Below are 19,092 nucleotides of genomic sequence, written 5' to 3'. Positions count from 1 at the left end.
TTTGTACGTAACAAAAAACCTACCAAAATGTTCTTGGTAGGTTTTAAAATGCGAATCTCTCAGCGCTAAAATGGATTATTTAATCTCGAAGACTACATTCACAGTGAAATTTAATTTAATCTTCTTAAAGTCGATTTCTGGTGCTGCGTCTGCAGATTCAGCCATTGCAGATTTCATCATATAATTTCTATAAACAGGCTGTATAATATTGTCGCCGCCATCCTGTATCTCTATAACACTACCTAATTTATCGCCCAGGGCCTCAACCATATAAGCTGCTTTTTCTTTTGCGGCTAATAACGCCTTAATCTTTAAATCTTTTTTAAGGGTTTCTATTTTCGAATAATCGTAGCTTTCAATGTTGGTATTGGCAATTCCTTTTGGATCAATAGCTTCCAAAATGGCGTCGAATTTATTAAGGTCGCTTACTTTTAAACGATATTGTTTGCTCGCTAAAAAATCAGGATTTTTCTTTTTCTCCGTAGCATAATTCCAGCTGCTCAGGTTGCTAATGGTCAAATTTTCCTTTGCAATTCCTGCTTTCTGTACAGCAGCAAAAAGTTGTTTTTCCAACTCCGTGATGTCTACTTTCTTTTTTCCGTTCAAATATTCCTTCAACGAAATCCCAATGTAAATGATGTCTGGAGTAACCTCTGTCTCAGAAGTTCCGCTTACGCTAATTTTCCTACGTAAATCTGTTTGCTGAGCCATTGCCGATGAAAGGCCTAAAAATGCAACTAGTGCAACTGCCATTAACTTTTTCATAATCTTTAGTGTTTTTAATTGTAATGAAGCTTGCATAAGCTTTTTTATTTAGCTTTTGTTTGCTTATGCAGGTTTCATAATTCTGTTTTCTTTGTGTGTGTTGTTATGATGTGCCTTGTGTACAAATTCCACACCGAGATTTAATTTTATCAAAATATTTTGAAAATGTGAGTCAGTACTAATCGGAAAACCCATTTCTGTTATTCGTTACAAGTCATCTTCCAATGAATTATTGGAATGCGGCTTTCCACTACTACGGGGTTTATTGAGGGAAATTTGTGCTGATAACAATCCGTTAGTTTTTAATTTGTCAGTAAAAACCCACAAAACATTTGCTCTGTAACGGCACTGTCTCATTTTTAAACAATTCATGGTATAAAGCAAATTAACGTTAAATTTGCAGTTCATTAAAAGTTTATAGTGAAGAAATTAATCATCGGAACACGCGGTAGCGAACTTGCATTGTGGCAGGCTAATCACATTCAAAGTGAGTTAGCAACAATCGGTATTGAAGCAGAAATCAAGGTTATTAAAACGCAGGGCGATAAAATCCTGAATTTACGTCTGGATAAATTAGAAGGCAAAGGCTTTTTTACCAAAGAGCTGGAAGAAGAACTTTTGGGCGGAACAATCGATTTGGCTGTACATTGCCTTAAAGATTTACCAACCAACCATCCTGCTGGTTTAACTATTGCTGCAATTCCCCCACGAGAAGAAGCAACCGAATATCTTTTGATTTTAAAAGATTGTGTTGATGTTTCTCAAAAGTTGTCTCTGAAAAAAGGCGCAATGGTTGGTACTTCATCAAACAGAAGGAAAGCCCAACTTTTGGGTTTACGCTCTGACTTGGAAATCGAGGATTTACGTGGAAACGTTCCAACCCGGATTCAGAAACTCAGAGATGAAGATTATGATGCGATTATGCTGGCGAAAGCAGGTATCAAACGCCTGGGCTTAGATGTAAGTGAGTTCCATGTAGAAGAATTGGAACCAACAGAATTTGTGCCTGCTCCTGCTCAAGGTGCGCTAGCTATTCAAATCAGGGAAAATGATACTGAACTTTTCGATGAACTTCAAAAATTGCATGATCCCGCGACAGCAGAAGAGGTTGGTGTAGAACGGAAAGTGCTTAATATCTTTGAAGGCGGCTGCCATATGCCTTTGGGTTGCTATTGTAAAAATGAAGATGGCGCCTTCGAAGTGTGGACTTCAAAAGCGGAAACAGCCGATGATTTTCCTGAGCGTTTGTTCTTACGTTCTGAAACCACAGAGGGTTTAGCAGAAAAAATCGTAGCTAAATTTTCAAAAGAAAGAAAAAAGCCGGCAAAGGTTTTCATCTCTCGTGAAATTGGTGAGCACAGTTATTTTCGCAAAGCTTTAGAGAATAACAATATAGAAATTGAGGGTCGTTCGTTAATCCGTACGTTTCCTATTGTAACTGTTTTAGATCAGTTTATATTAAAAAACATCGATTGGATTTTCTTCAGTAGTAGAAACAGTGTGGAGTATTTCTTCAATTTAAAACCGCAATTGCCAAAGAAAACACAGTTTGGTGTAGTAGGAAGAGGCTCGGAAGATGCTTTGCGCAAGTTTAATCATTTTGCAGATTTTGTGGGTACAAGCGGCGACATTTCCGAAGTTGCAGAAGATTTTGCGAAACTGGTTTCCGGAAAAAATGTTTTATTTCCGAGAGCGCAGGATTCTTTACAATCCATTCAGAAGTCTTTACCTGCTGATGCAAAAATTATCGACTTGCCAATCTACGAAACAGTAATCGAAGAAAATATCGATCAGAGTTATGCTGATGTTTTAATTTTTACCAGTCCATCAAATGTTGATGCTTACTTCGCTGATAATTTATTGGAACCTGGCCAACAGGTTATTGCAATTGGAAATTCTACAGGCAAGAAGTTTGACGAAATGGGCGTAAAATATGCTTTGCCTTATTCGCCTGATGAAATTGGATTGGCGGAAGCGGTTTTTGGAATAGAAATTAAATAGAGTTTAAGGGTTTAAGGTTGAGTGTTTGGATGCTGAAAGACTAAAGCATAAATACTAAAGCGATAAGCAAGAGCACATCGTCATTGCGAGGCACGAAGCAATCTTACTGCGAAAGATCTTCATTGCAATGCATTAGGATTGCTTGCCTGCGGTAGGCAGACTTCTTACCTCGCAATGATGACCGTAAAAAACTCACTGCTCGAAAACGTAATATATATATATATATATATACAAGTCTTGATACCTGCCTAAGCGGCAGGCGAGCTTGATTCTAAATACTAATACACTCGCTAAGGCCACCCCCCTTCCGGGGAGGTTTGGTGGGGCTTTAATACTAATAAAATGTTACATCGTCCGAGAAGATTAAGGAAAAACCCGTTGGTTAGAGAGATGGTAGCCGAAACCCGACTATCGAAAGATATGTTTGTGTACCCTTATTTTGTGGTGCCAGGAACGAATGTTACGCATGCAATTGATGCCATGCCAGGTGTAAACCATTATTCGGTTGATACTTTGGTGAAGGATGTGGAAGCGGGAATGAGAAAAGGCTTGAACAAAATCATGCTCTTTGGCGTAGGCGACGAAAAATCTGCTGATGCAAAATCAGCTCATAATGATCATTCACTGGTTCCAACTGCAGTTCGCGAGCTAAAAAAACAATTCGGTGAAGATTTATATGCGATCACAGATGTTTGCGTTTGTTCCTATACCACTCACGGTCACTGTGGAATTATGGAGAACGATTATGTTCAAAACGATAAAACAGTTGATGTGATTGCTAAAATGGCTTTGACGCATGCGCAAGCAGGAGCCGATATGTTTGCCCCTTCTGATATGATGGATGGGAGAATTGAAGCGATGCGTAATCTGTTAGACGAAAATGGTTTTGTTAATGCAGCCATTATGAGTCACGCCACAAAGTTTGCATCGGCTTACTATGGTCCGTTTAGAGAAGCTGCCGATTGTGCGCCAAGCAAAGGCGATAGAAAAGCATACCAAATGGATTTCAGAAACCCATTAGAGGCTTTGCGTGAAGCACAATTAGACGAACAGGAGGGAGCAGATGTTTTGATGGTAAAACCAGGCTTGGCTTATCTGGACATTATTCAGCGCTTGAAACAAGATACAAACTTGCCTATTGCTGTTTACAATGTTTCAGGAGAATACTCGATGGTGAAAGCAGCTGCAGAACGTGGATGGATCGATGAGCAAAAGGTAGTAATGGAAACCATGCACGCTTTTGCCAGAGCAGGAGCGAGTATTATAACCACTTACCACATTAAAGATATTTTAAATAACGATTGGATTTAAAAGTTGTAAGTTTAAGTTATAAGTTGTACTTCTGGCGTATAATTAAAACTTGATATTTACATTTTAATAAAAGTTGTAGGCTATAAGTTATACGTTTTTTCGGATACTTAAAACTTAATACGCGCAACTTAAAACTTTATAAGATGTTAGATTCATTGAAGAAAATGTTTTCAGGCAACGAGGCCGATGTTCCAGTAAATTCAGGAAGTAAGCCTGATATTTCAAGAGTAAAGTCTGCGGAGTTATATGAGAAATCAAAAACTTATTTCCCTGGGGGTGTAAATTCCCCGGTTAGGGCTTTTAAATCAGTATACGGAACACCACTTTTTATCGAAAAAGGTGATGGTTGCTATATCTGGGATGCCGATGGAAATCAGTTTATTGATTTTTGCGGAAGTTGGGGGCCATTAATTTTGGGCCACAACCATTCTAAAATTCGCGAGAAAGTTACTGAGGTAATGCAAAACGGAATGAGCTTCGGTGCACCGACTGCTTTAGAAAATGAACTTGCAGAATTGATTATCAAAAACAATCGTTTTGTAGAGAAAATCCGTTTTACAAGTTCTGGTACAGAAGCGGTGATGTCGGCCATTCGTTTAGCCAGAGGTTTTACCGGAAGAGATAAAATTCTAAAGTTCGAAGGGTGCTATCACGGTCATAGCGATTCACTTCTGGTAAAAGCAGGTTCGGGTTTAGTTACTTTTGGCGAAACTTCTTCGGCTGGTGTTCCAAAATCTTTTGCTGAAGAAACAATTGTGATTCCTTTAAATGATAAGACTGCAATTGAACAAGCTTTTAATCAATTTAAAGACCAAATCGCCGCGGTAATTATTGAGGGTATTCCTGCCAATAATGGCTTGATTATGCAGGATGAGGAATACATTCAATTCTTGAGCAAAATCTGTAAGGAAAATAATTCACTTTTAATTTTCGATGAAGTCATTACCGGTTTTAGAGTTGGCTTTGAAGGTGCTGCGGCTTATTATGGCATCACACCTGATATTCTCACTTATGGAAAAATTATTGGTGGTGGTTTACCTGTTGGTATGTACGGTGCAAGGGCTGAAATTATGGCGCACATTTCTCCGGATGGCGGTGTTTATCAAGCCGGTACTTTGTCGGGAAATCCAGTGGCGATGGCTGCGGGAATCGCAACTTTAACGGAATTAAATAAATCTGGTTTCTATAAAGACTTAAATAACAAAACGCAGGATTTTGTAGCCAGTATTCAGCGTTTTGCGACGGCGAGAAATTATAAATTTAAGGTGTTTACGGTTGGTTCTATCTTTTGGTTTGCTTTTACGGATAAGGACAAAATCCAATCGGCGGATGATATTGATGCAAGTAGCATGGATAAATTCAAGATTATGCACCGTGAACTATTAAACCGTGGCATTTATCTAGGTCCATCGGGATATGAAGTGGGTTTTGTTTCAGCGGCACATACTAAAATTGAGTTGGAGAAAGCGAAGAGAGCGATTTTTGAAGCCCTGGATCTAGTGTTTAAGAAGTAGAATTTACACTACAGAAGTAAATTTTTAACTTTATGAGACATATAAGAAATATAGGATCGTGTTGGTTTAAGAAGGATTAAAACTATGAGGGCGACTCCGCTCCTTATTTTCAAGGAGGGGTTGGGGATGGTTGTAAGTTTGATGCACAAATCAAAGTTATCTAAACCCGATTGAAGTGAAAATACTTTTTGATGTTATTGACTATAAAGATTGCCACGTCGTCTCTCCTCTCAGTGACAAAAATGGAGCAGTGACAATCGCAAAAGGATTGCAACCGAAAGCGGGACCGAAATGTACAGAAAATTGCTTTCCAATAATAATTTAGCTATCTGGGAAAAATCTTAAAACTCCTTAAATCATAACAATCCTGGTAAAGACAGATGAAGAAATCCATTATCATATTTTACGCATTATTACTTTACGCATTAATCCAACTCATTTCCTGGGGCACCTTGGTGGTGCGTTTACAGCCAAGCCGCATGACAATGATTATGGGTGAAGGATCCGTATTTCTGTTTTTGCTTTGCATTGGTGGATATTTCCTGCATCAATCCTTGAAACGGGAGGATAAATTGAGGGAGCAACAGCAAAATTTCCTAATGTCTATCACGCATGAGTTGAAATCGCCATTGGCCGCCATCAAACTTTCCATTCAAACCATTGTTAAAAGAGATTTAGATAAAGCCCGGCAGGTTTCATTGTTAAATAACTCGTTGAAAGATATTGAGCGTTTGGATGATTTGGTTGAAAATATGTTGCTTGCAACCAAAATTGAAAACCGTTCGTATACCTTTCCAAAGGAGGAATTTAATTTTTCGGAGTTGGTTTATAAAATTACAGACAGGCTACAGGTGCACTCCTGTGGAAACGAACAGCTTATTAACGCGCATATTCAGCCAAATTTGCAGATATTGGGTGACAAATTTGCCTTATCGTCAGTAGTTACCAATTTAATTGAGAATGCTGTTAAATATTCTAGTCCGTGCGATGAGATAAATGTCTATTTAGATAAGGTGGAAGGGCATATTCAGTTGAGTGTAGTAGATAAAGGCCCAGGGATTTCAGATGCCGAAAAAATGTTGATATTTGATAAATTTTACCGCGTTGGTAATGAGAATGTCAGGAAAGCGAAGGGAACAGGTTTAGGCTTGTTTATTGTGAAAGAGGTTTTACAATACCATGATGCAGATATTACAGTAAAAGACAATTTGCCTCAAGGAAGTATTTTTGAAGTAACATTTAGTTAATCTCAATTATGTCACAAAAATTAAGAATTCTATTGGTAGAAGACGAGGATCACTTGTTAGATGCTATCAAATTAAACCTGGAACTTGAGGGTTATAAAGTTCATGCCGTTAAAGATGGCAAAACCGCTCTTAAAATATTTAAAGAAGAACGTTTCAATTTAATCATTCTGGATGTGATGCTACCAGAAATGGATGGTTTCCAGGTTTGCGAAACAATCCGTTTAGAGAATGCAGAAGTTCCGATTATGTTTTTAACAGCTAAAAACACTTCAGAAGATCGTGTTTTAGGCTTGAAAAAGGGTGCTGACGATTATTTAGTTAAACCCTTCAATTTAGAGGAGTTAATTCTTCGTGTTGGAATTTTGGTTAAACGCAGTTTGAAATCTGATGATTTGAAAGAATTAAATTCTTACAAAATTGGCGATAAAACCATCTATTTTAATTCTTTTGAATTGAAACATGATGATGGCACCATTACTCCATTGACAAAAAAAGAAACGATGTTGTTAAAGCTTTTAATTGAGCGCAAAAACGACGCAGTTTCTCGTGAACAGATTTTGGAAACAGTGTGGAATTATGATGTTTATCCTTCAACAAGAACGATTGATAACTTCATTTTAACTTTCCGTAAGTATTTCGAACCAGATCAAAAAAATCCAGTTTATTTCCACTCTATTCGTGGTGTAGGTTATAAATTCACTGATAGTCATTAATGTACAATAGTTTAGGCCGGTATGTTTTAATGGCCGTTTTCTTGTTGGCTGCTTTGGTTTGTATCGTTTACGATCAATACGAGTTGGCAGCAGTGGCGGGGTGTTTATTGCTCTTTTTGATTTGGAGTCATTTCAGGCACAGCTCTGTTTTAATGGCTTCCAAGTATTTTAAGAACAATGAGTTTGGAAAAGCAAAGCTGATGCTTGCTGAAGTTCCAAATCCTGAGCGTTTATCAAAGAATCGTAGAGGGTATTATGAATTCATGCAAGGCAATATGGCTTTGAAAGAGGAAGATTACGAAAAAGCTGAATATCATTTCCAGTTGGCCAGTCGTTTTCCCGTTGGCGGAAAAAATGAGAAATCTTATGTATTGATCCATTTAGCCAACCTCGCTTTACGAAGAAAAGATAAAGAACGGGCAGAAGTTTATGTTGCCAAGGCCAAGGAACTTTCTGAATCATCACGCTCTAAAGACATTATCGTTAAAATTGAAAAAGAAATAAGCAAATTATAATATTCGTATTGTCATTTTGAGAAACGAGGCACCGCTTTAGGAATAAAAAGGTTCTTCGTTTTTTTTTATTTCATACCTTTGCGCAATTAAATTTTTATCCACGCGTCATCCTGAATTTACTTCAGGATCTCATTGCTAAAAAGATGCTAAAATTAAATTCGGCATGACGATTAAAGGGATAGTAACTACAAATCATGAAGAATAATTTATTTTTAGACGCTGCATTTTCGAAACAAACAGAACGTCCACCGGTATGGATGATGCGTCAGGCAGGTCGTTTTATGCCGCAATATTGGGAGATCAAAAACAAATACTCTTTTTTAGAGATGTGTAAAACTCCTGAAATTGCTGCCGATGTTACCATGTTGCCTGTAGATTTATTAGGAATTGATGCAGCGATTTTATTCTGTGATATTTTAGTAACGGGCGAAGCCATGGGTGGCGACTTAAGCTTTACTCAAGGTGTTGGCCCTAAGTTTGCTAATCCGGTACGTTCGGCACAAGATGTTGAAAACCTTAACGTAAATTGTTTGGATGAGTTACAATATGTAGCTGATGCCATTAAAGTGATTCAGCAGCGATTAGATGGCAATATTCCACTAATTGGTTTCGCTGGTGCCCCTTTTACGGTAATGAGTTACTTAATTGAGGGTGGGTCATCTAAAGATTTCAAGTTAACGAAGCTGTTTATACATAATCAACCAGAATTAGCGCATAAGCTTTTGGCTAAAATAGCTAAGGTTACGGCAGATTATTTGAACCTTCAAATTGCTGCGGGTGTTAACGCGGTTCAGATTTTCGATAGTTGGGCTCTTGCCTTATCATGGAACGATTATCAGGAATTTTCTCACCGTTATATCCAGGAAATTATTTCGAACTTAAATAGAAAAGATATCCCAGTGATTTCTTTCTGTAAAGGAAGTTCTGTATTTGCGCCAATGATGGCAGAAGCAAAACCGGATGTAATTTCAGTTGATTGGAATGCCGATTTATTGAATATTAAAAATGCTTTGCCACAAGGTATCGCTGTCCAGGGAAATTTAGATCCACATATTTTATACGCTGATCAATCGGTAATTAAAGCACAAATTCATAAACTGTTTGAGCGCATGCGTGGAACAGAAGGATTTATTTTCAACCTGGGTCACGGTATTATGCCAGATATTCCTTTCGATAATGTGAAGTACGCGATTGATGTAGTGAAGGAGTTTAGGTACTAAATCCTTTATATCGGAATTTGACAGCGAAACAAAATTGATTATATTTGAGTATGGAGACATTAATTATCGATATTCTTGAAAACAAAAGTTCATTGGTCAAAAGTCTTTTGAAAGAACTTGGCGTTACTTCAGGAGATAGTGATCAAAAAGCTAGAATTCCGAATAAACTTACACGCAAAACCATTGAAGATGCACATAATGGGATTGGAGTTGGAGAACCCATACAGGATATAAAATTATTTTTAGGTTCTTTATAATGTTTACTTTAAAGCTTACAAATCAATTCAAAACGGATGCAAAAAAAGCAATTAAAAGAGCATCTCAAAACTTAAACTTGATTGAGGCTTTCTTCGGCATTGAAAAAAAACATCTGGCCCCACAAGCTTGCTGGAAACTACAAAGGTAATTGGGAGGCTCATATTAAACCTAATCTACTAATAACTTGGTTCGAGATTACAGAAGATAATGATCATCTTGTTAAGGTTATTCACTCATTCTGATTTATTTTAGATCAAAAATCTATTTCTTTAATCCTATAATGATAGAAATTCTTCAGCCATATTATCAATATTTTAAAGCTGTTCATATCGTATTTGTGATTAGCTGGATGGCGGGGTTATTCTATATATTAAGTCTGTTTATCTACCATACAGAAGCCAACGAAAAAGAGGAGCCTGAAAGAGGTATTCTGCAAAAACAATTTGTTAAAATGGAGGCTACCTTATGGAGAATTATCGCTACTCCGGCCATGATTATTTCCGTTCTGGCTGGTGCCGGGATGCTTATGCTCAACAGTGGCCTGTTACAAATGGATTGGATGTGGGTAAAGCTTGCTTTTGTAATCGGCCTTCTTATTTATCATTTTATCTGCCAAAACATTGTAAAGCAACTTAAAAATGATGTATTCAAAATGAATAGCTTTCAGTTGCGTTTATGGCGTGAACTGGCTACGATCTTCATGATTGCGATTGTGTTTGTGGTTATTCTCAAAAGTGCAATCAATTGGATTTATGGTTTGATTGGTATCATGGGAATTGCCATGGCGATTATGATCGCAGTAAAGCTTTATAAAAATTATAGGTTAAGAAGGTAATTTTAATAGCAAATATGGAATAGAGATATAATCTACATCATTTTTAAAAAAAAATTATGTATAAAGCCCTCTCAATATTTCTCGTGTTTTTAAGTCTGTCTTCATACGGACAAGATTTTACTTCCCGAAAACAGAAATCCAATCAAGACGAAACAATATATCTTAAAGAAGTTCGAGCGTTTATTCGATATATTCACAAAGACCGATTGAAAGATTCTACATATGTTTTGTTAAACGAACCCCAGATAGAGGTTACTTGTGAAAAACTTGCGGCATCTGATTCTTTATTTTCTATTTCTGAGAAAAATAAACTAAACGAGCAGCTTAAAAGTCAGCGTGTTAAATCATGGGAAGAGGTTTGGCCTTATAAAATTAAATTCATTTCACCTGGCAATTTAAAAGAATTTAATAAATTAAATAATGCCTTTAATTGGGTAGCTTTTAAGAAGGATATAAGTTCAAGTTATTACATCATATCAAGTCCCGTGTTTTTTGAAAACTACAGCTTTTGTATTTATTATGAAGCAAATTATAGCGATAGTGGGGAGATTGGAGTTGCTAAACTTTACAAAAAGGTTAGAAACAACTGGTTGTTTGAGAGATCGGTATGTTCTTGGTTCCATTCATGGGATACTAATTGAATATAATAATGGAATTGTCAAAGCTTTTTTTGCATTGAATATTACCTGAAATTAAAGCTGTACTTTTGGAAGTATATTTCCATTAGATGAAAAAAACCTTACTTCTGATATCATTTTTTTTTAGTTCTTATTTCGCCTCGGCACAGTTTAATCAAACTGCTTTGGAAAACAGAATCCGTCCGGATAGCAGCTTAACGAACGAAGTTCACTTCAATTTCTACAATTTCAATTACGTGCGTAATTACGAGTACACAAACGATTTTCACGATGGTTATACGCTGTATGGAACACAGTTGCAACCTCAAATTGTTTATTATGCGCATCCAAACCTGGCCATCGCTGCTGGTGCGTTTATTCGTAAAGATTTTGGTAGAAATGGAGTTACAGATGCGAAACCCTTATTCAGTTTAAAGTATCACAAGCGCAACCTCACTTTAATTTTTGGTAGTCTTGAAGGAGGCATTCAGCATAAATACATTGAGCCGATTTATAATTTCGAAAGAACAATTACTAATCCAATTGAATATGGAACACAGCTATTGTTGGAGCGCAAGAAATTTAATTTAGATGCCTGGATTGCTTGGCAAAAAATGATTGATAAAGGCGAAGCAGCCAAAGAGGAAATTGTAGGTGGTTTATCTACTGAGACTACATTGGCAGAAAGCAATGGATGGAAACTGAGCTTCCCTGTACAATTTTTAGCTTTTCATCAAGGCGGACAAATAGATGTTTTAAAAGAGATTCCGATTAGTACAGTTTTGAATGGTGCCGCTGGATTGAAATTGCACAAAGAGATTGGTACTAATATTACTCAAGTTTATACCGATAACTATATCGCTGTTTATAAAGATTTATCGCCTGATAAAAGGAGAGCCTACGAAGGTGGTTTTGGCTTGTGGTTAAATGCCGGTGTGGAAAGTAAGTGGGGAAGTTTAGTAGCCTCTTATTGGAAAGGAAATAACTTCATTTCGATAAAAGGAATGCCTTTGTATGAATCGGTTTCGAATAATTTATATACAAATGGCTTAAAGCAGAGCGGCAGAAATATTGTGTCGTTGCGTTATGCTTATCAAAAGGAACTGATTCCACATTTATATCTTGATGTTCGTTTTGAACCACATGTTGATTTGGACAATACAGATAAACAACTTCAATTTAACCACTCTTTTTTCTTAACTTATAAGCAGGATTTCAGATTGTTTAAGGTTAAAAGGGATGGAAGGTAGAAACTAGAAAGGTTGAGGGTGATTGATTTTCATAAGGTATCAACCCCTTAGGTTTTAAAACCAAGGGGGTTTATGTTTTATAGGATTCCCAAGTTCCACACCGCTTTACTCCTATTTAAGCTTCAAAATTCCTGCTAACTAAACTCGATATGAGCGAAAAACTCGACGGTAGGGAAATGAACCTAGGCTTTGGAGCAGATAGGGAGACTAACACCTCAAAAAAGCCCCTGACATTGCTTTTTAAATCAAAAAACTATATTTTTCTAAAAATTTATTAACATTTATCTAATTGATAATCAGGTGCTAAAAATAAATTTTAACTTTTATTTAACTTTTTCTTACCACTCATGCAACCAATGTTTGTAAACTGCCATCTTCTATATACAAACACACAATGAAATTGACGCGAAGCTATACGATAAACGATTTGATGGAAGGCTGCAAGGCTGGCGACCGGAAGATGCAAGAGTTGCTCTACAAGCAAACTGCATCGAAGATGTTGGCCGTATGTATGCGTTACGCCAAAGATAGGATGGAAGCTGAAGATGTATTGCAAATGGGATACATTAAGGTTTTCCAAAAGATTAAAGAATACAGAGGAGAGGGTTCTTTTGAAGGTTGGATTAGAAGAGTGATGGTGAATACCGCTATAGAAAGCTATCGCAAAAATCTGCGCAGTTTAAATGTAGTTGAGATTGACGAGGCATACGAGCAGCCTTCAACAGGGTTCGATTTTGGAACACTAGGTATGCAGGATTTAATGAAAGTGATACAAAAGCTTGCCGATGGTTATCGAATGGTTTTCAATATGTATGCAATTGAAGGTTATTCACACAAAGAAATTGGAGAAACACTCGGCATTTCAGAAGGCGCAAGTAAGTCGCAATTATCGAGAGCTAGGGCAATATTAAAAGAAGAAATTATAAAAATGGAGGGATTTGGTTATGCAACCTATACAGGATAAGGATTTTGATCAGTTGTTTAAAAATGCTTTCGAAGATGCCGAAGTAACGCCATCGAAAGATTTATGGAGTAGCATTGAAAGTGAAATTGAAACAAAGAGAAAAAGGGTTTTTCCGATTTATTGGTTGGCTGCAGCAGCAGTTTTACTAATTACAGCAGTTGGGTTTTTAGTTTACCAACAGCAGGAAAAACCAAAACAATTTGCAAGCAGGCTTGAATTAAAAGTTACAAAGCCAGTTGTTGAAAGGCAACCTCTTCAAGATTCTTCAATAGTAGTTATCACGCAGGAAAAAGAAATTGGGCAAGTTTCACCAACTATAACTCAACCCTCCACAGCAATTGCAAAAACTAAAGTTAAGGAAACAATCAAGTATGTAGAAAAACAGAAGATAGTTACGGCGCTTCAAATGCAAAAACAGGAGGTTGTTCTAGCTAAAAATGAGCCCGCTAAACAAGATCTTAAAGAGAAGATTGATGCTGCCATTTTAGAACAGGAAAAACCGATACTCGCTTCGAACGTAGCTGCAATAAAAGCTGATGAGGTAGCTGGAGGAGACGATCAAACTGATAATAAAGGGATCCGTAATGTAGGCGACGTGGTAAACTTGATTGTAAATAAAGTAGACAAGAGAAAAGATAAGTTTATCCAATTCCGTACTGATGATGATGACTCTTCAATTTCAGCAATTAATATTGGTCCGTTTAAGTTTGGTAAAAAGAAAAAATAAACCAGGATTGGTGAGGATTTAAAGAATGCAAGATCAGGTCTTATAGTGCTCTCATTCAATCACTCTCTCAGTTAATCATTAAAAAACACACGCAACACATATGAAACATCTAATTTTTACAACACTTTTGGTAAGCGGGCTTGCCGGTGTTATGGCTCCAAGTGCTTTCTCTCAGCAAGATACAGTAATAAAAGACACTGTTATTAAAAAGAAAAGCAAGTACACATTAACGATAGGTGGAGGTAACTTAATAACTAAAAGTACAGATTCTACGAATAATCAAAAAAAAGGTCGTTTTGTAGGGGGGATAACTTTTACCAGAGTAGATTTAGGCTTCTCCAGGTTAATAGATAATGGAAGTTTTAACTTATCTCCCGCTAACGAGTTTTTAGATTATAGAGGCGGTAAAACAAGTACATTCTCTTTCGATGTTTTGCAATTCGGATATCGCTTTAATTCAAACTTTAAAGTTTATTTGGCTGGTGGTTTCGACTGGACCTTAATCAGATTAAGAGATAATGTTACCACCCAAAAGAACTTGCCAACGCTAACTGCGCTTCCTGAAAGTGTTGAATTCTCTAAAAATCGTTTCTCAAGCAGTTATGTACACATTCCTTTGAACTTCGAGATCCGCACTAAAGAAAATGACAAAGGCAAACGTTTTTACTTTGTTTTAGGTCCGGAGGTTAGTTTCTTACTTGGAGGGAAAGTAAAACAAATAAGTGATGAATTTGGAAAACAAAAGCAATATGATAATTACCATTTTCAATCGGTACGTTACGGTGGTTCATTCAGATTTGGATATGGCGGCTTAGGTTTATTTACCAAATATTACTTCAACGATATGTTTGATACCCCTGCACAAGCTGGTTTAAAAAACATGAGTTTCGGTATTACCTTCGGTTTAAATTAAAAAATAGCAACACACAAATTAGATCCTGTTTCGGTTAGGCGGAACAGGATTTTTTGCGTAAAAACATTTCTCTTTAAGCTTTAAGCTTTATCTTTACCAGGTGAGCGATAATATAATAAGCGTTAAAAATTTAACAAAGCAGTATCAGGCAGAACAAGCAAGTGGTATTAAAGACATCAGTTTTAATATCAACAGGGGAGATGTAGTAGCGATTATTGGCGAAAGCGGAAGTGGGAAATCGACGTTATTAAAATCGATTTACGGTTTGCTGAAAACTGATGAAGGAGAGATTTTCTTCGATGGCGAAAAAGTAAAAGGCCCAGATGAACAACTAATTCCGGGTCATAAGCAGATGAAAATGGTTACTCAGGACTTTTCGCTCAATATTTATGCCAAGGTTTATGATAATATTGCCTCACAACTATCGAATACTGACTTAAAAACAAAGGCCGAAAAAACTTTGGCTATCATGGAACATCTCCGGATCCTTCCACTGCAAAATAAAAAGATTATTGAACTCAGCGGTGGCGAGCAGCAGCGTGTAGCCATTGCCAAGGCAATGGTAGCAGATACCAAAGTTTTGCTTTTGGATGAACCTTTTAGTCAGGTTGATGCTTTACTAAAAAACCAGTTAAGGGCCGATATTAAGCGTGTGGCAGCAGAAACTGGTGTTACCGTGATCTTAGTTTCCCATGATCCTGCGGATGGTTTGTTTCTGGCCGATCAACTCTTAATTTTACGTAACGGGGCGCTGCTTCAAACCGGTAAGCCCTCCGAAATCTATCAGCACCCGAAACACATTTATACAGCTCAAATCTTAGGAAATGCTGTTGTCTTATCTCGAGGCGACGCGGAGAAACTCGGATTGAAAACCTTTTCCGGAAATATTGTTTTTTATCCCGAATGGGCAGAAATTAACAGTAACTGGAGTAGCAGACGCTTTGAGGTAAAGGATGTTTACTATAAAGGTTTTTATGATGAACTGCTATTGGAAAGAAATGGTGTTACTGTTAGAGCAATACAATTGAATAGAGGTGAGCATAAAAAAAACGACTACGTTCAGTTGAACATTAGTCGTTTTTTAGAGTTTTAAAAAGATTATTATTCTGAAGATGATGCAACCAAAACAATTCTTGCAGTTATGCTCGCTGTGGGCCTAGTTGGTTCTAAATTTTTATTGTTATTGTTTTGCAGATATACTCTTATTCTGCTTGGGAAAGAACTGTAACTGTATGAATCAGGACCGTAATTAAATGGTAAGGCATCGTAACCATCATCATTGAAACGGGCGAAAGATAATATGATACCATCGTCCTCGTACTGCTCTATTCTACTATCAGTAATGTCTACATAATAATAAATTCCATTATCATTATTACTTTGCCACTGATTTGGTTGAATGGTTTTGTACAATGTAATGTTTGGAGTGTTCTCAACAATTGTGTCTTTCTTGCAAGATGCCAAACCTAGTGTGACAATGCATAGCATGAGGATAGTAAATTTTTTCATTTTGATCAGTTTCATTTGTGTGTGCTTTGAGTAATACAAAACAACTGCCAAAAATGCTGGAAAACACAATGTGGATTAATAATTGTTTAAAGGGTAATGCACAACATCGAAAATTGAATTAAAACATCACCGCAATGAGAGTATTTTTTAGAGTTTTACCCTGGTTGATTTTATTAATTGCAGGTTACTTCTTCATCTCAAAAAAGTTCAGCATCAGTACATCCGTAGAAAGCAAACATCAGCTTTTAGTAGATAAAATAGAGGCCATAGGTAAATTAGAACTGGTTCGCTATCAAATTAGCGACGTACTCGAACACAAAAACAAAACAGATTTTTTACCTGAAGCAAGTGTGTTGCTTATTGTTAAAGCAGAGGCTGTTGGTTGTATCGACCTTACAAAAATAACAAAGGACGATATTGAAGTGACAGCAGATACAGCTGTAGTAAATTTACCACAGCCAGAGATTTGCTATGTAAAAATTGACCACAAAAATTCAAGGGTATACGATACCAAGATGGCCTTTTTTAGAGAAGCACGTTTAGTGGATGAGGCTTACAAAGCTGCGGAAAAACAGATCACTGCTGAAGTGAAAAAATCGGATATTTTAAAGCAGACCAAAACCAATGCGACAAATGTGCTAAAACCAATAATTGAGGGATTGGGTTACAAGAATGTAAGGTTAACTTTTGAGTAAACCCAGTATGAAGTTCGTTTATAAGAAATCTTCACGGTGTGGATTAAAAACATCGATTAATAAACCAGCTTCTAAGCAAACTACACCATGAAAAACATTTGATGGTGCGAAGAATACATCGCCTTCATTAAGAATCTTTTTTTCATCACCCATGGTAACTTCAAAACTTCCTTTTGCTACATAACTAAGTTGCAAATGCGGATGATTATGAAGCGAACCAACGGCATCCTTCTCAAATTCGACCTTCACCAGCATCAGATTATCATCAAAGGGCATTATTTTACGCCTAACACCGGCACCTAATTCTTGCCAGTCTAAATCGTTATCACTAATTAAGGTTTTGTTAGCTAAATCTTTAAAGTTCATTTTATTATTTTTAGATTTTCAACTACTATTTAGATAATGCTGAAAAAGGTTCCTTTAAAATTCGTCGCGATAAAAATAAGAACTGCCGTCCGTTTATTTTATGTTTATCGATATTATTGTTAAAAAAATATAGTGTACGCGATAGCATTAGCGAAGTAAATGCTAGTTCCTGACATTATAAGCTGTTGAAAGGAAAAAATATGCGCTAGGTTTTATGCTTAAATAGACGGAATTATATATTTTATAAAACCTTGCGCAGCAGAAATTGATCTGCAGAATTTTTACAATGCCCGAGTATGGGCCTGAGTGAGAACTAAACTTTCGAAACTTTAACAGCAGTTGGTCCTTTTTGACCCATTTCTACCTCAAAAGTTACTTTATCGCCTTCTTTAATTTGCGTTACGCAACCGTTCGCGTGCACAAAAATACTATCCTGAGTTTCAGTGTTTTTAATAAAACCGTAACCTTTGCTATCGTTAAAGAAAGTTACTGTTCCTTTTTTAACCGGATTTTCATCGATAATGTCTTCTTGTCTTGTAATACCAATTTGAACATCCTCAATATTGAAAACTTTTTTCTTTTTCGGATCTGGTGGAGTAGAGGAAATGTTACCGTTTTCATCAACGTATGCAAACATTTCTTCAAGCGCTAAGCCTTTTTTAGCATTAGATTGACGCTCTTCTTTTTTCTCTTGTTTGTCTTTTTGTTTTTTTAATCGTTTTTTTTCGTTCTCTTTTTTACTGTATGTTGCCTGAGATTTAGCCATATATATTTAATTGTTTTGTGTTTTTAAGGTGAGTGGAAATGGAGATTTATACAAATATAACAATACTAAAACGAAAACACGATTTTATTCAATTATGCGTTACACAAATGCTGTATATAATTTTTTTAGCCACAGATTAGCAGATTTAATCTTTTACTAAAGATATTGCCATCAGAACACAGATTTATCGAATTGTATCTTTCTAAAGCTTTAAGTCTAGAATAATCTTAGAATCTGCGGTCGCCTAAATTCTGCTCTTCCCATTTCCCTTTTTCCATTTGATAAACGAAATTCCATTTTACAGGTTCACCATAGTAAGCTACCTCAAGTTCGCCAATTTTTTTAGCACCTAGTTTTTCTGTAGCTTTTTGAGAGCGGAAGTTTGTTGCACCGATGTGAAGAATAACTTTATCTACAAACTGGAAAGCATAATCAAACATCAACTTTTTTAATGCGGCATTATGTCCTTTACCCCAAAAACTACGCCCAATAAAGGTATATCCTACAACAACCGAATTGTTTTCTTCATCCAAGTCGTAAAACCGGGAACTGCCGACAACACCACCTCTAGCTTTATCATAAACAATAAAAGCGCCGTTTGATTCTAATGCGCCTTTAAAAAAGTTCTCAAAAACTTCCCTTTTATAGCGGTCTTTATTTGGATGTTGTTCCCAAATTAGTGGATCGGTAGCTACCTCGAAAAGTTTTTCGAAGTCTTCAGCTTTTAAAGGAACCACTTCAATCAAATCGTTTTCTAGTGTAGGTTGTAGGTCGAAGTGCATATGATGGGGTTATAAAAACGGCTGACTACAGGTCAGCCGCCTAAAATGTTAACGAAACAATCGATTAGCTATGCACTCGTTAGAAGCGAGCCTAATTTTTAATGTCGTTCTGAGCTTGTCTAAG

At 36.6% G+C, this 19,092-nt stretch carries 22 protein-coding genes; 17 read left to right on the top strand and 5 right to left on the bottom strand.

The genetic code is table 11. The annotated features are described in order from the left end of the window. Nucleotides 1-75 precede the first annotated feature (75 nt). Nucleotides 76-765, bottom strand: coding sequence for an SIMPL domain-containing protein (locus OQZ33_RS12440; protein ID WP_265799346.1), 690 nt, complete (start codon nt 763-765; stop codon nt 76-78). Between the two features lie 420 nt (nt 766-1,185). Between OQZ33_RS12440 and hemC the strand changes: the two genes are divergently transcribed. The 16 genes from hemC (at nt 1,186) to OQZ33_RS12365 (ending at nt 15,943) form a co-directional block, all read left to right on the top strand. Continuing rightward, nucleotides 1,186-2,766, top strand: a complete 1,581-nt coding sequence (hemC, locus tag OQZ33_RS12435; protein ID WP_265799345.1) for a hydroxymethylbilane synthase — start codon at nt 1,186-1,188, stop codon at nt 2,764-2,766. 342 nt (nt 2,767-3,108) lie between these two features. Next, on the top strand, nt 3,109-4,077 hold the full coding sequence (gene hemB / locus OQZ33_RS12430; protein WP_265799344.1) for a porphobilinogen synthase: 969 nt from the start codon (nt 3,109-3,111) through the stop codon (nt 4,075-4,077). 143 nt (nt 4,078-4,220) lie between these two features. Next, a complete protein-coding gene (gene hemL, locus OQZ33_RS12425; protein ID WP_265799343.1) occupies nt 4,221-5,591 on the top strand; it encodes a glutamate-1-semialdehyde 2,1-aminomutase in 1,371 nt (456 codons plus the stop codon). Nucleotides 5,592-5,971: 380 nt separating this feature from the next. Next, the gene (locus tag OQZ33_RS12420) at nt 5,972-6,838 is read left to right on the top strand and encodes a sensor histidine kinase (protein ID WP_265799342.1); all 867 of its coding nucleotides are present in this window, start codon (nt 5,972-5,974) and stop codon (nt 6,836-6,838) included. Nucleotides 6,839-6,846: 8 nt separating this feature from the next. Beyond that, nucleotides 6,847-7,551 (top strand): response regulator transcription factor, encoded by a 705-nt coding sequence (locus tag OQZ33_RS12415; protein WP_025146905.1) that lies wholly within the window; start codon nt 6,847-6,849, stop codon nt 7,549-7,551. Next, nucleotides 7,551-8,066 carry a hypothetical protein gene (locus tag OQZ33_RS12410; RefSeq protein WP_265799341.1) on the top strand — a complete coding sequence of 172 codons (516 nt, stop codon included), beginning with the start codon at nt 7,551-7,553 and terminating at the stop codon, nt 8,064-8,066. The genes OQZ33_RS12415 and OQZ33_RS12410 overlap by 1 nt, the downstream gene beginning before the upstream one ends. A gap of 194 nt (nt 8,067-8,260) precedes the next feature. Then, a complete protein-coding gene (gene hemE, locus OQZ33_RS12405) occupies nt 8,261-9,286 on the top strand; it encodes a uroporphyrinogen decarboxylase (protein WP_265799340.1) in 1,026 nt (341 codons plus the stop codon). Between the two features lie 50 nt (nt 9,287-9,336). Next, nucleotides 9,337-9,543 carry a hypothetical protein gene (locus OQZ33_RS12400; RefSeq protein WP_265799339.1) on the top strand — a complete coding sequence of 69 codons (207 nt, stop codon included), beginning with the start codon at nt 9,337-9,339 and terminating at the stop codon, nt 9,541-9,543. A gap of 81 nt (nt 9,544-9,624) precedes the next feature. Beyond that, nucleotides 9,625-9,786, top strand: coding sequence for a type II toxin-antitoxin system YafQ family toxin (locus tag OQZ33_RS24490; RefSeq protein WP_416338751.1), 162 nt, complete (start codon nt 9,625-9,627; stop codon nt 9,784-9,786). 38 nt (nt 9,787-9,824) lie between these two features. Then, nucleotides 9,825-10,379, top strand: a complete 555-nt coding sequence (locus tag OQZ33_RS12395) for a CopD family protein (RefSeq protein WP_265799338.1) — start codon at nt 9,825-9,827, stop codon at nt 10,377-10,379. Between the two features lie 56 nt (nt 10,380-10,435). After that, a complete protein-coding gene (locus OQZ33_RS12390; protein ID WP_265799337.1) occupies nt 10,436-11,020 on the top strand; it encodes a hypothetical protein in 585 nt (194 codons plus the stop codon). Nucleotides 11,021-11,106: 86 nt separating this feature from the next. Beyond that, nucleotides 11,107-12,246, top strand: coding sequence for a hypothetical protein (locus tag OQZ33_RS12385; protein ID WP_265799336.1), 1,140 nt, complete (start codon nt 11,107-11,109; stop codon nt 12,244-12,246). 394 nt (nt 12,247-12,640) lie between these two features. Next, nucleotides 12,641-13,210: an RNA polymerase sigma factor gene (locus tag OQZ33_RS12380; RefSeq protein ID WP_010601060.1), complete on the top strand. Its 570-nt coding sequence runs from the start codon at nt 12,641-12,643 to the stop codon at nt 13,208-13,210. After that, nucleotides 13,191-13,937, top strand: coding sequence for a hypothetical protein (locus OQZ33_RS12375; RefSeq protein ID WP_265799335.1), 747 nt, complete (start codon nt 13,191-13,193; stop codon nt 13,935-13,937). The genes OQZ33_RS12380 and OQZ33_RS12375 overlap by 20 nt, the downstream gene beginning before the upstream one ends. Nucleotides 13,938-14,037: 100 nt before the next feature. Next, a complete protein-coding gene (locus OQZ33_RS12370; protein WP_265799334.1) occupies nt 14,038-14,850 on the top strand; it encodes an outer membrane beta-barrel protein in 813 nt (270 codons plus the stop codon). 100 nt (nt 14,851-14,950) lie between these two features. Further along, nucleotides 14,951-15,943, top strand: coding sequence for an ABC transporter ATP-binding protein (locus tag OQZ33_RS12365; RefSeq protein ID WP_265799332.1), 993 nt, complete (start codon nt 14,951-14,953; stop codon nt 15,941-15,943). 8 nt (nt 15,944-15,951) lie between these two features. Here OQZ33_RS12365 and OQZ33_RS12360 read toward each other — a convergent pair whose 3' ends face one another. Beyond that, complete coding sequence (locus tag OQZ33_RS12360; RefSeq protein WP_265799331.1) at nt 15,952-16,359, bottom strand: hypothetical protein; 408 nt, start codon at nt 16,357-16,359, stop codon at nt 15,952-15,954. Nucleotides 16,360-16,493: 134 nt separating this feature from the next. On the opposite strand from OQZ33_RS12360, the gene OQZ33_RS12355 reads away from it, so the two are divergent. Next, nucleotides 16,494-17,054, top strand: coding sequence for a DUF4230 domain-containing protein (locus tag OQZ33_RS12355; RefSeq protein ID WP_265799330.1), 561 nt, complete (start codon nt 16,494-16,496; stop codon nt 17,052-17,054). Nucleotides 17,055-17,072: 18 nt separating this feature from the next. Here the strand turns inward: OQZ33_RS12355 and OQZ33_RS12350 are convergent, their stop codons facing one another. The 3 genes from OQZ33_RS12350 to OQZ33_RS12340 all read right to left on the bottom strand — a co-directional run bounded on the left by OQZ33_RS12350 (nt 17,073) and on the right by OQZ33_RS12340 (nt 18,968). Then, complete coding sequence (locus OQZ33_RS12350; RefSeq protein WP_265799329.1) at nt 17,073-17,420, bottom strand: cupin domain-containing protein; 348 nt, start codon at nt 17,418-17,420, stop codon at nt 17,073-17,075. Between the two features lie 313 nt (nt 17,421-17,733). Further along, entirely contained in the window at nt 17,734-18,186 is a 453-nt protein-coding gene (locus tag OQZ33_RS12345; RefSeq protein ID WP_056850953.1) for a cold-shock protein, read from the bottom strand. A gap of 227 nt (nt 18,187-18,413) precedes the next feature. Beyond that, nucleotides 18,414-18,968: a GNAT family N-acetyltransferase gene (locus tag OQZ33_RS12340; RefSeq protein ID WP_265799328.1), complete on the bottom strand. Its 555-nt coding sequence runs from the start codon at nt 18,966-18,968 to the stop codon at nt 18,414-18,416. Between the last annotated feature and the right edge of the window lie 124 nt (nt 18,969-19,092).

Origin of the sequence: Pedobacter sp. MC2016-05 (assembly GCF_026239735.1) — a bacterium.
GTDB lineage: Bacteria > Bacteroidota > Bacteroidia > Sphingobacteriales > Sphingobacteriaceae > Pedobacter.
This window is presented reverse-complemented; position numbering and strand designations above follow the sequence as displayed.

What these genes read in the sequence shown, in the direction of transcription:
- OQZ33_RS12440 (WP_265799346.1), bottom strand. Translation starts at nt 765, where the DNA reads ATGAAAAAGTTAATGGCAGTTGCACTAGTTGCATTTTTAGGCCTTTCA.
- hemB (WP_265799344.1), top strand. Translation starts at nt 3,109, where the DNA reads ATGTTACATCGTCCGAGAAGATTAAGGAAAAACCCGTTGGTTAGAGAG.
- hemL (WP_265799343.1), top strand. Translation starts at nt 4,221, where the DNA reads ATGTTAGATTCATTGAAGAAAATGTTTTCAGGCAACGAGGCCGATGTT.
- OQZ33_RS12420 (WP_265799342.1), top strand. Translation starts at nt 5,972, where the DNA reads ATGAAGAAATCCATTATCATATTTTACGCATTATTACTTTACGCATTA.
- OQZ33_RS12415 (WP_025146905.1), top strand. Translation starts at nt 6,847, where the DNA reads ATGTCACAAAAATTAAGAATTCTATTGGTAGAAGACGAGGATCACTTG.
- OQZ33_RS12410 (WP_265799341.1), top strand. Translation starts at nt 7,551, where the DNA reads ATGTACAATAGTTTAGGCCGGTATGTTTTAATGGCCGTTTTCTTGTTG.
- hemE (WP_265799340.1), top strand. Translation starts at nt 8,261, where the DNA reads ATGAAGAATAATTTATTTTTAGACGCTGCATTTTCGAAACAAACAGAA.
- OQZ33_RS12400 (WP_265799339.1), top strand. Translation starts at nt 9,337, where the DNA reads ATGGAGACATTAATTATCGATATTCTTGAAAACAAAAGTTCATTGGTC.
- OQZ33_RS12395 (WP_265799338.1), top strand. Translation starts at nt 9,825, where the DNA reads ATGATAGAAATTCTTCAGCCATATTATCAATATTTTAAAGCTGTTCAT.
- OQZ33_RS12390 (WP_265799337.1), top strand. Translation starts at nt 10,436, where the DNA reads ATGTATAAAGCCCTCTCAATATTTCTCGTGTTTTTAAGTCTGTCTTCA.
- OQZ33_RS12385 (WP_265799336.1), top strand. Translation starts at nt 11,107, where the DNA reads ATGAAAAAAACCTTACTTCTGATATCATTTTTTTTTAGTTCTTATTTC.
- OQZ33_RS12380 (WP_010601060.1), top strand. Translation starts at nt 12,641, where the DNA reads ATGAAATTGACGCGAAGCTATACGATAAACGATTTGATGGAAGGCTGC.
- OQZ33_RS12375 (WP_265799335.1), top strand. Translation starts at nt 13,191, where the DNA reads ATGCAACCTATACAGGATAAGGATTTTGATCAGTTGTTTAAAAATGCT.
- OQZ33_RS12370 (WP_265799334.1), top strand. Translation starts at nt 14,038, where the DNA reads ATGAAACATCTAATTTTTACAACACTTTTGGTAAGCGGGCTTGCCGGT.
- OQZ33_RS12360 (WP_265799331.1), bottom strand. Translation starts at nt 16,359, where the DNA reads ATGAAAAAATTTACTATCCTCATGCTATGCATTGTCACACTAGGTTTG.
- OQZ33_RS12355 (WP_265799330.1), top strand. Translation starts at nt 16,494, where the DNA reads ATGAGAGTATTTTTTAGAGTTTTACCCTGGTTGATTTTATTAATTGCA.
- OQZ33_RS12350 (WP_265799329.1), bottom strand. Translation starts at nt 17,420, where the DNA reads ATGAACTTTAAAGATTTAGCTAACAAAACCTTAATTAGTGATAACGAT.
- OQZ33_RS12345 (WP_056850953.1), bottom strand. Translation starts at nt 18,186, where the DNA reads ATGGCTAAATCTCAGGCAACATACAGTAAAAAAGAGAACGAAAAAAAA.
- OQZ33_RS12340 (WP_265799328.1), bottom strand. Translation starts at nt 18,968, where the DNA reads ATGCACTTCGACCTACAACCTACACTAGAAAACGATTTGATTGAAGTG.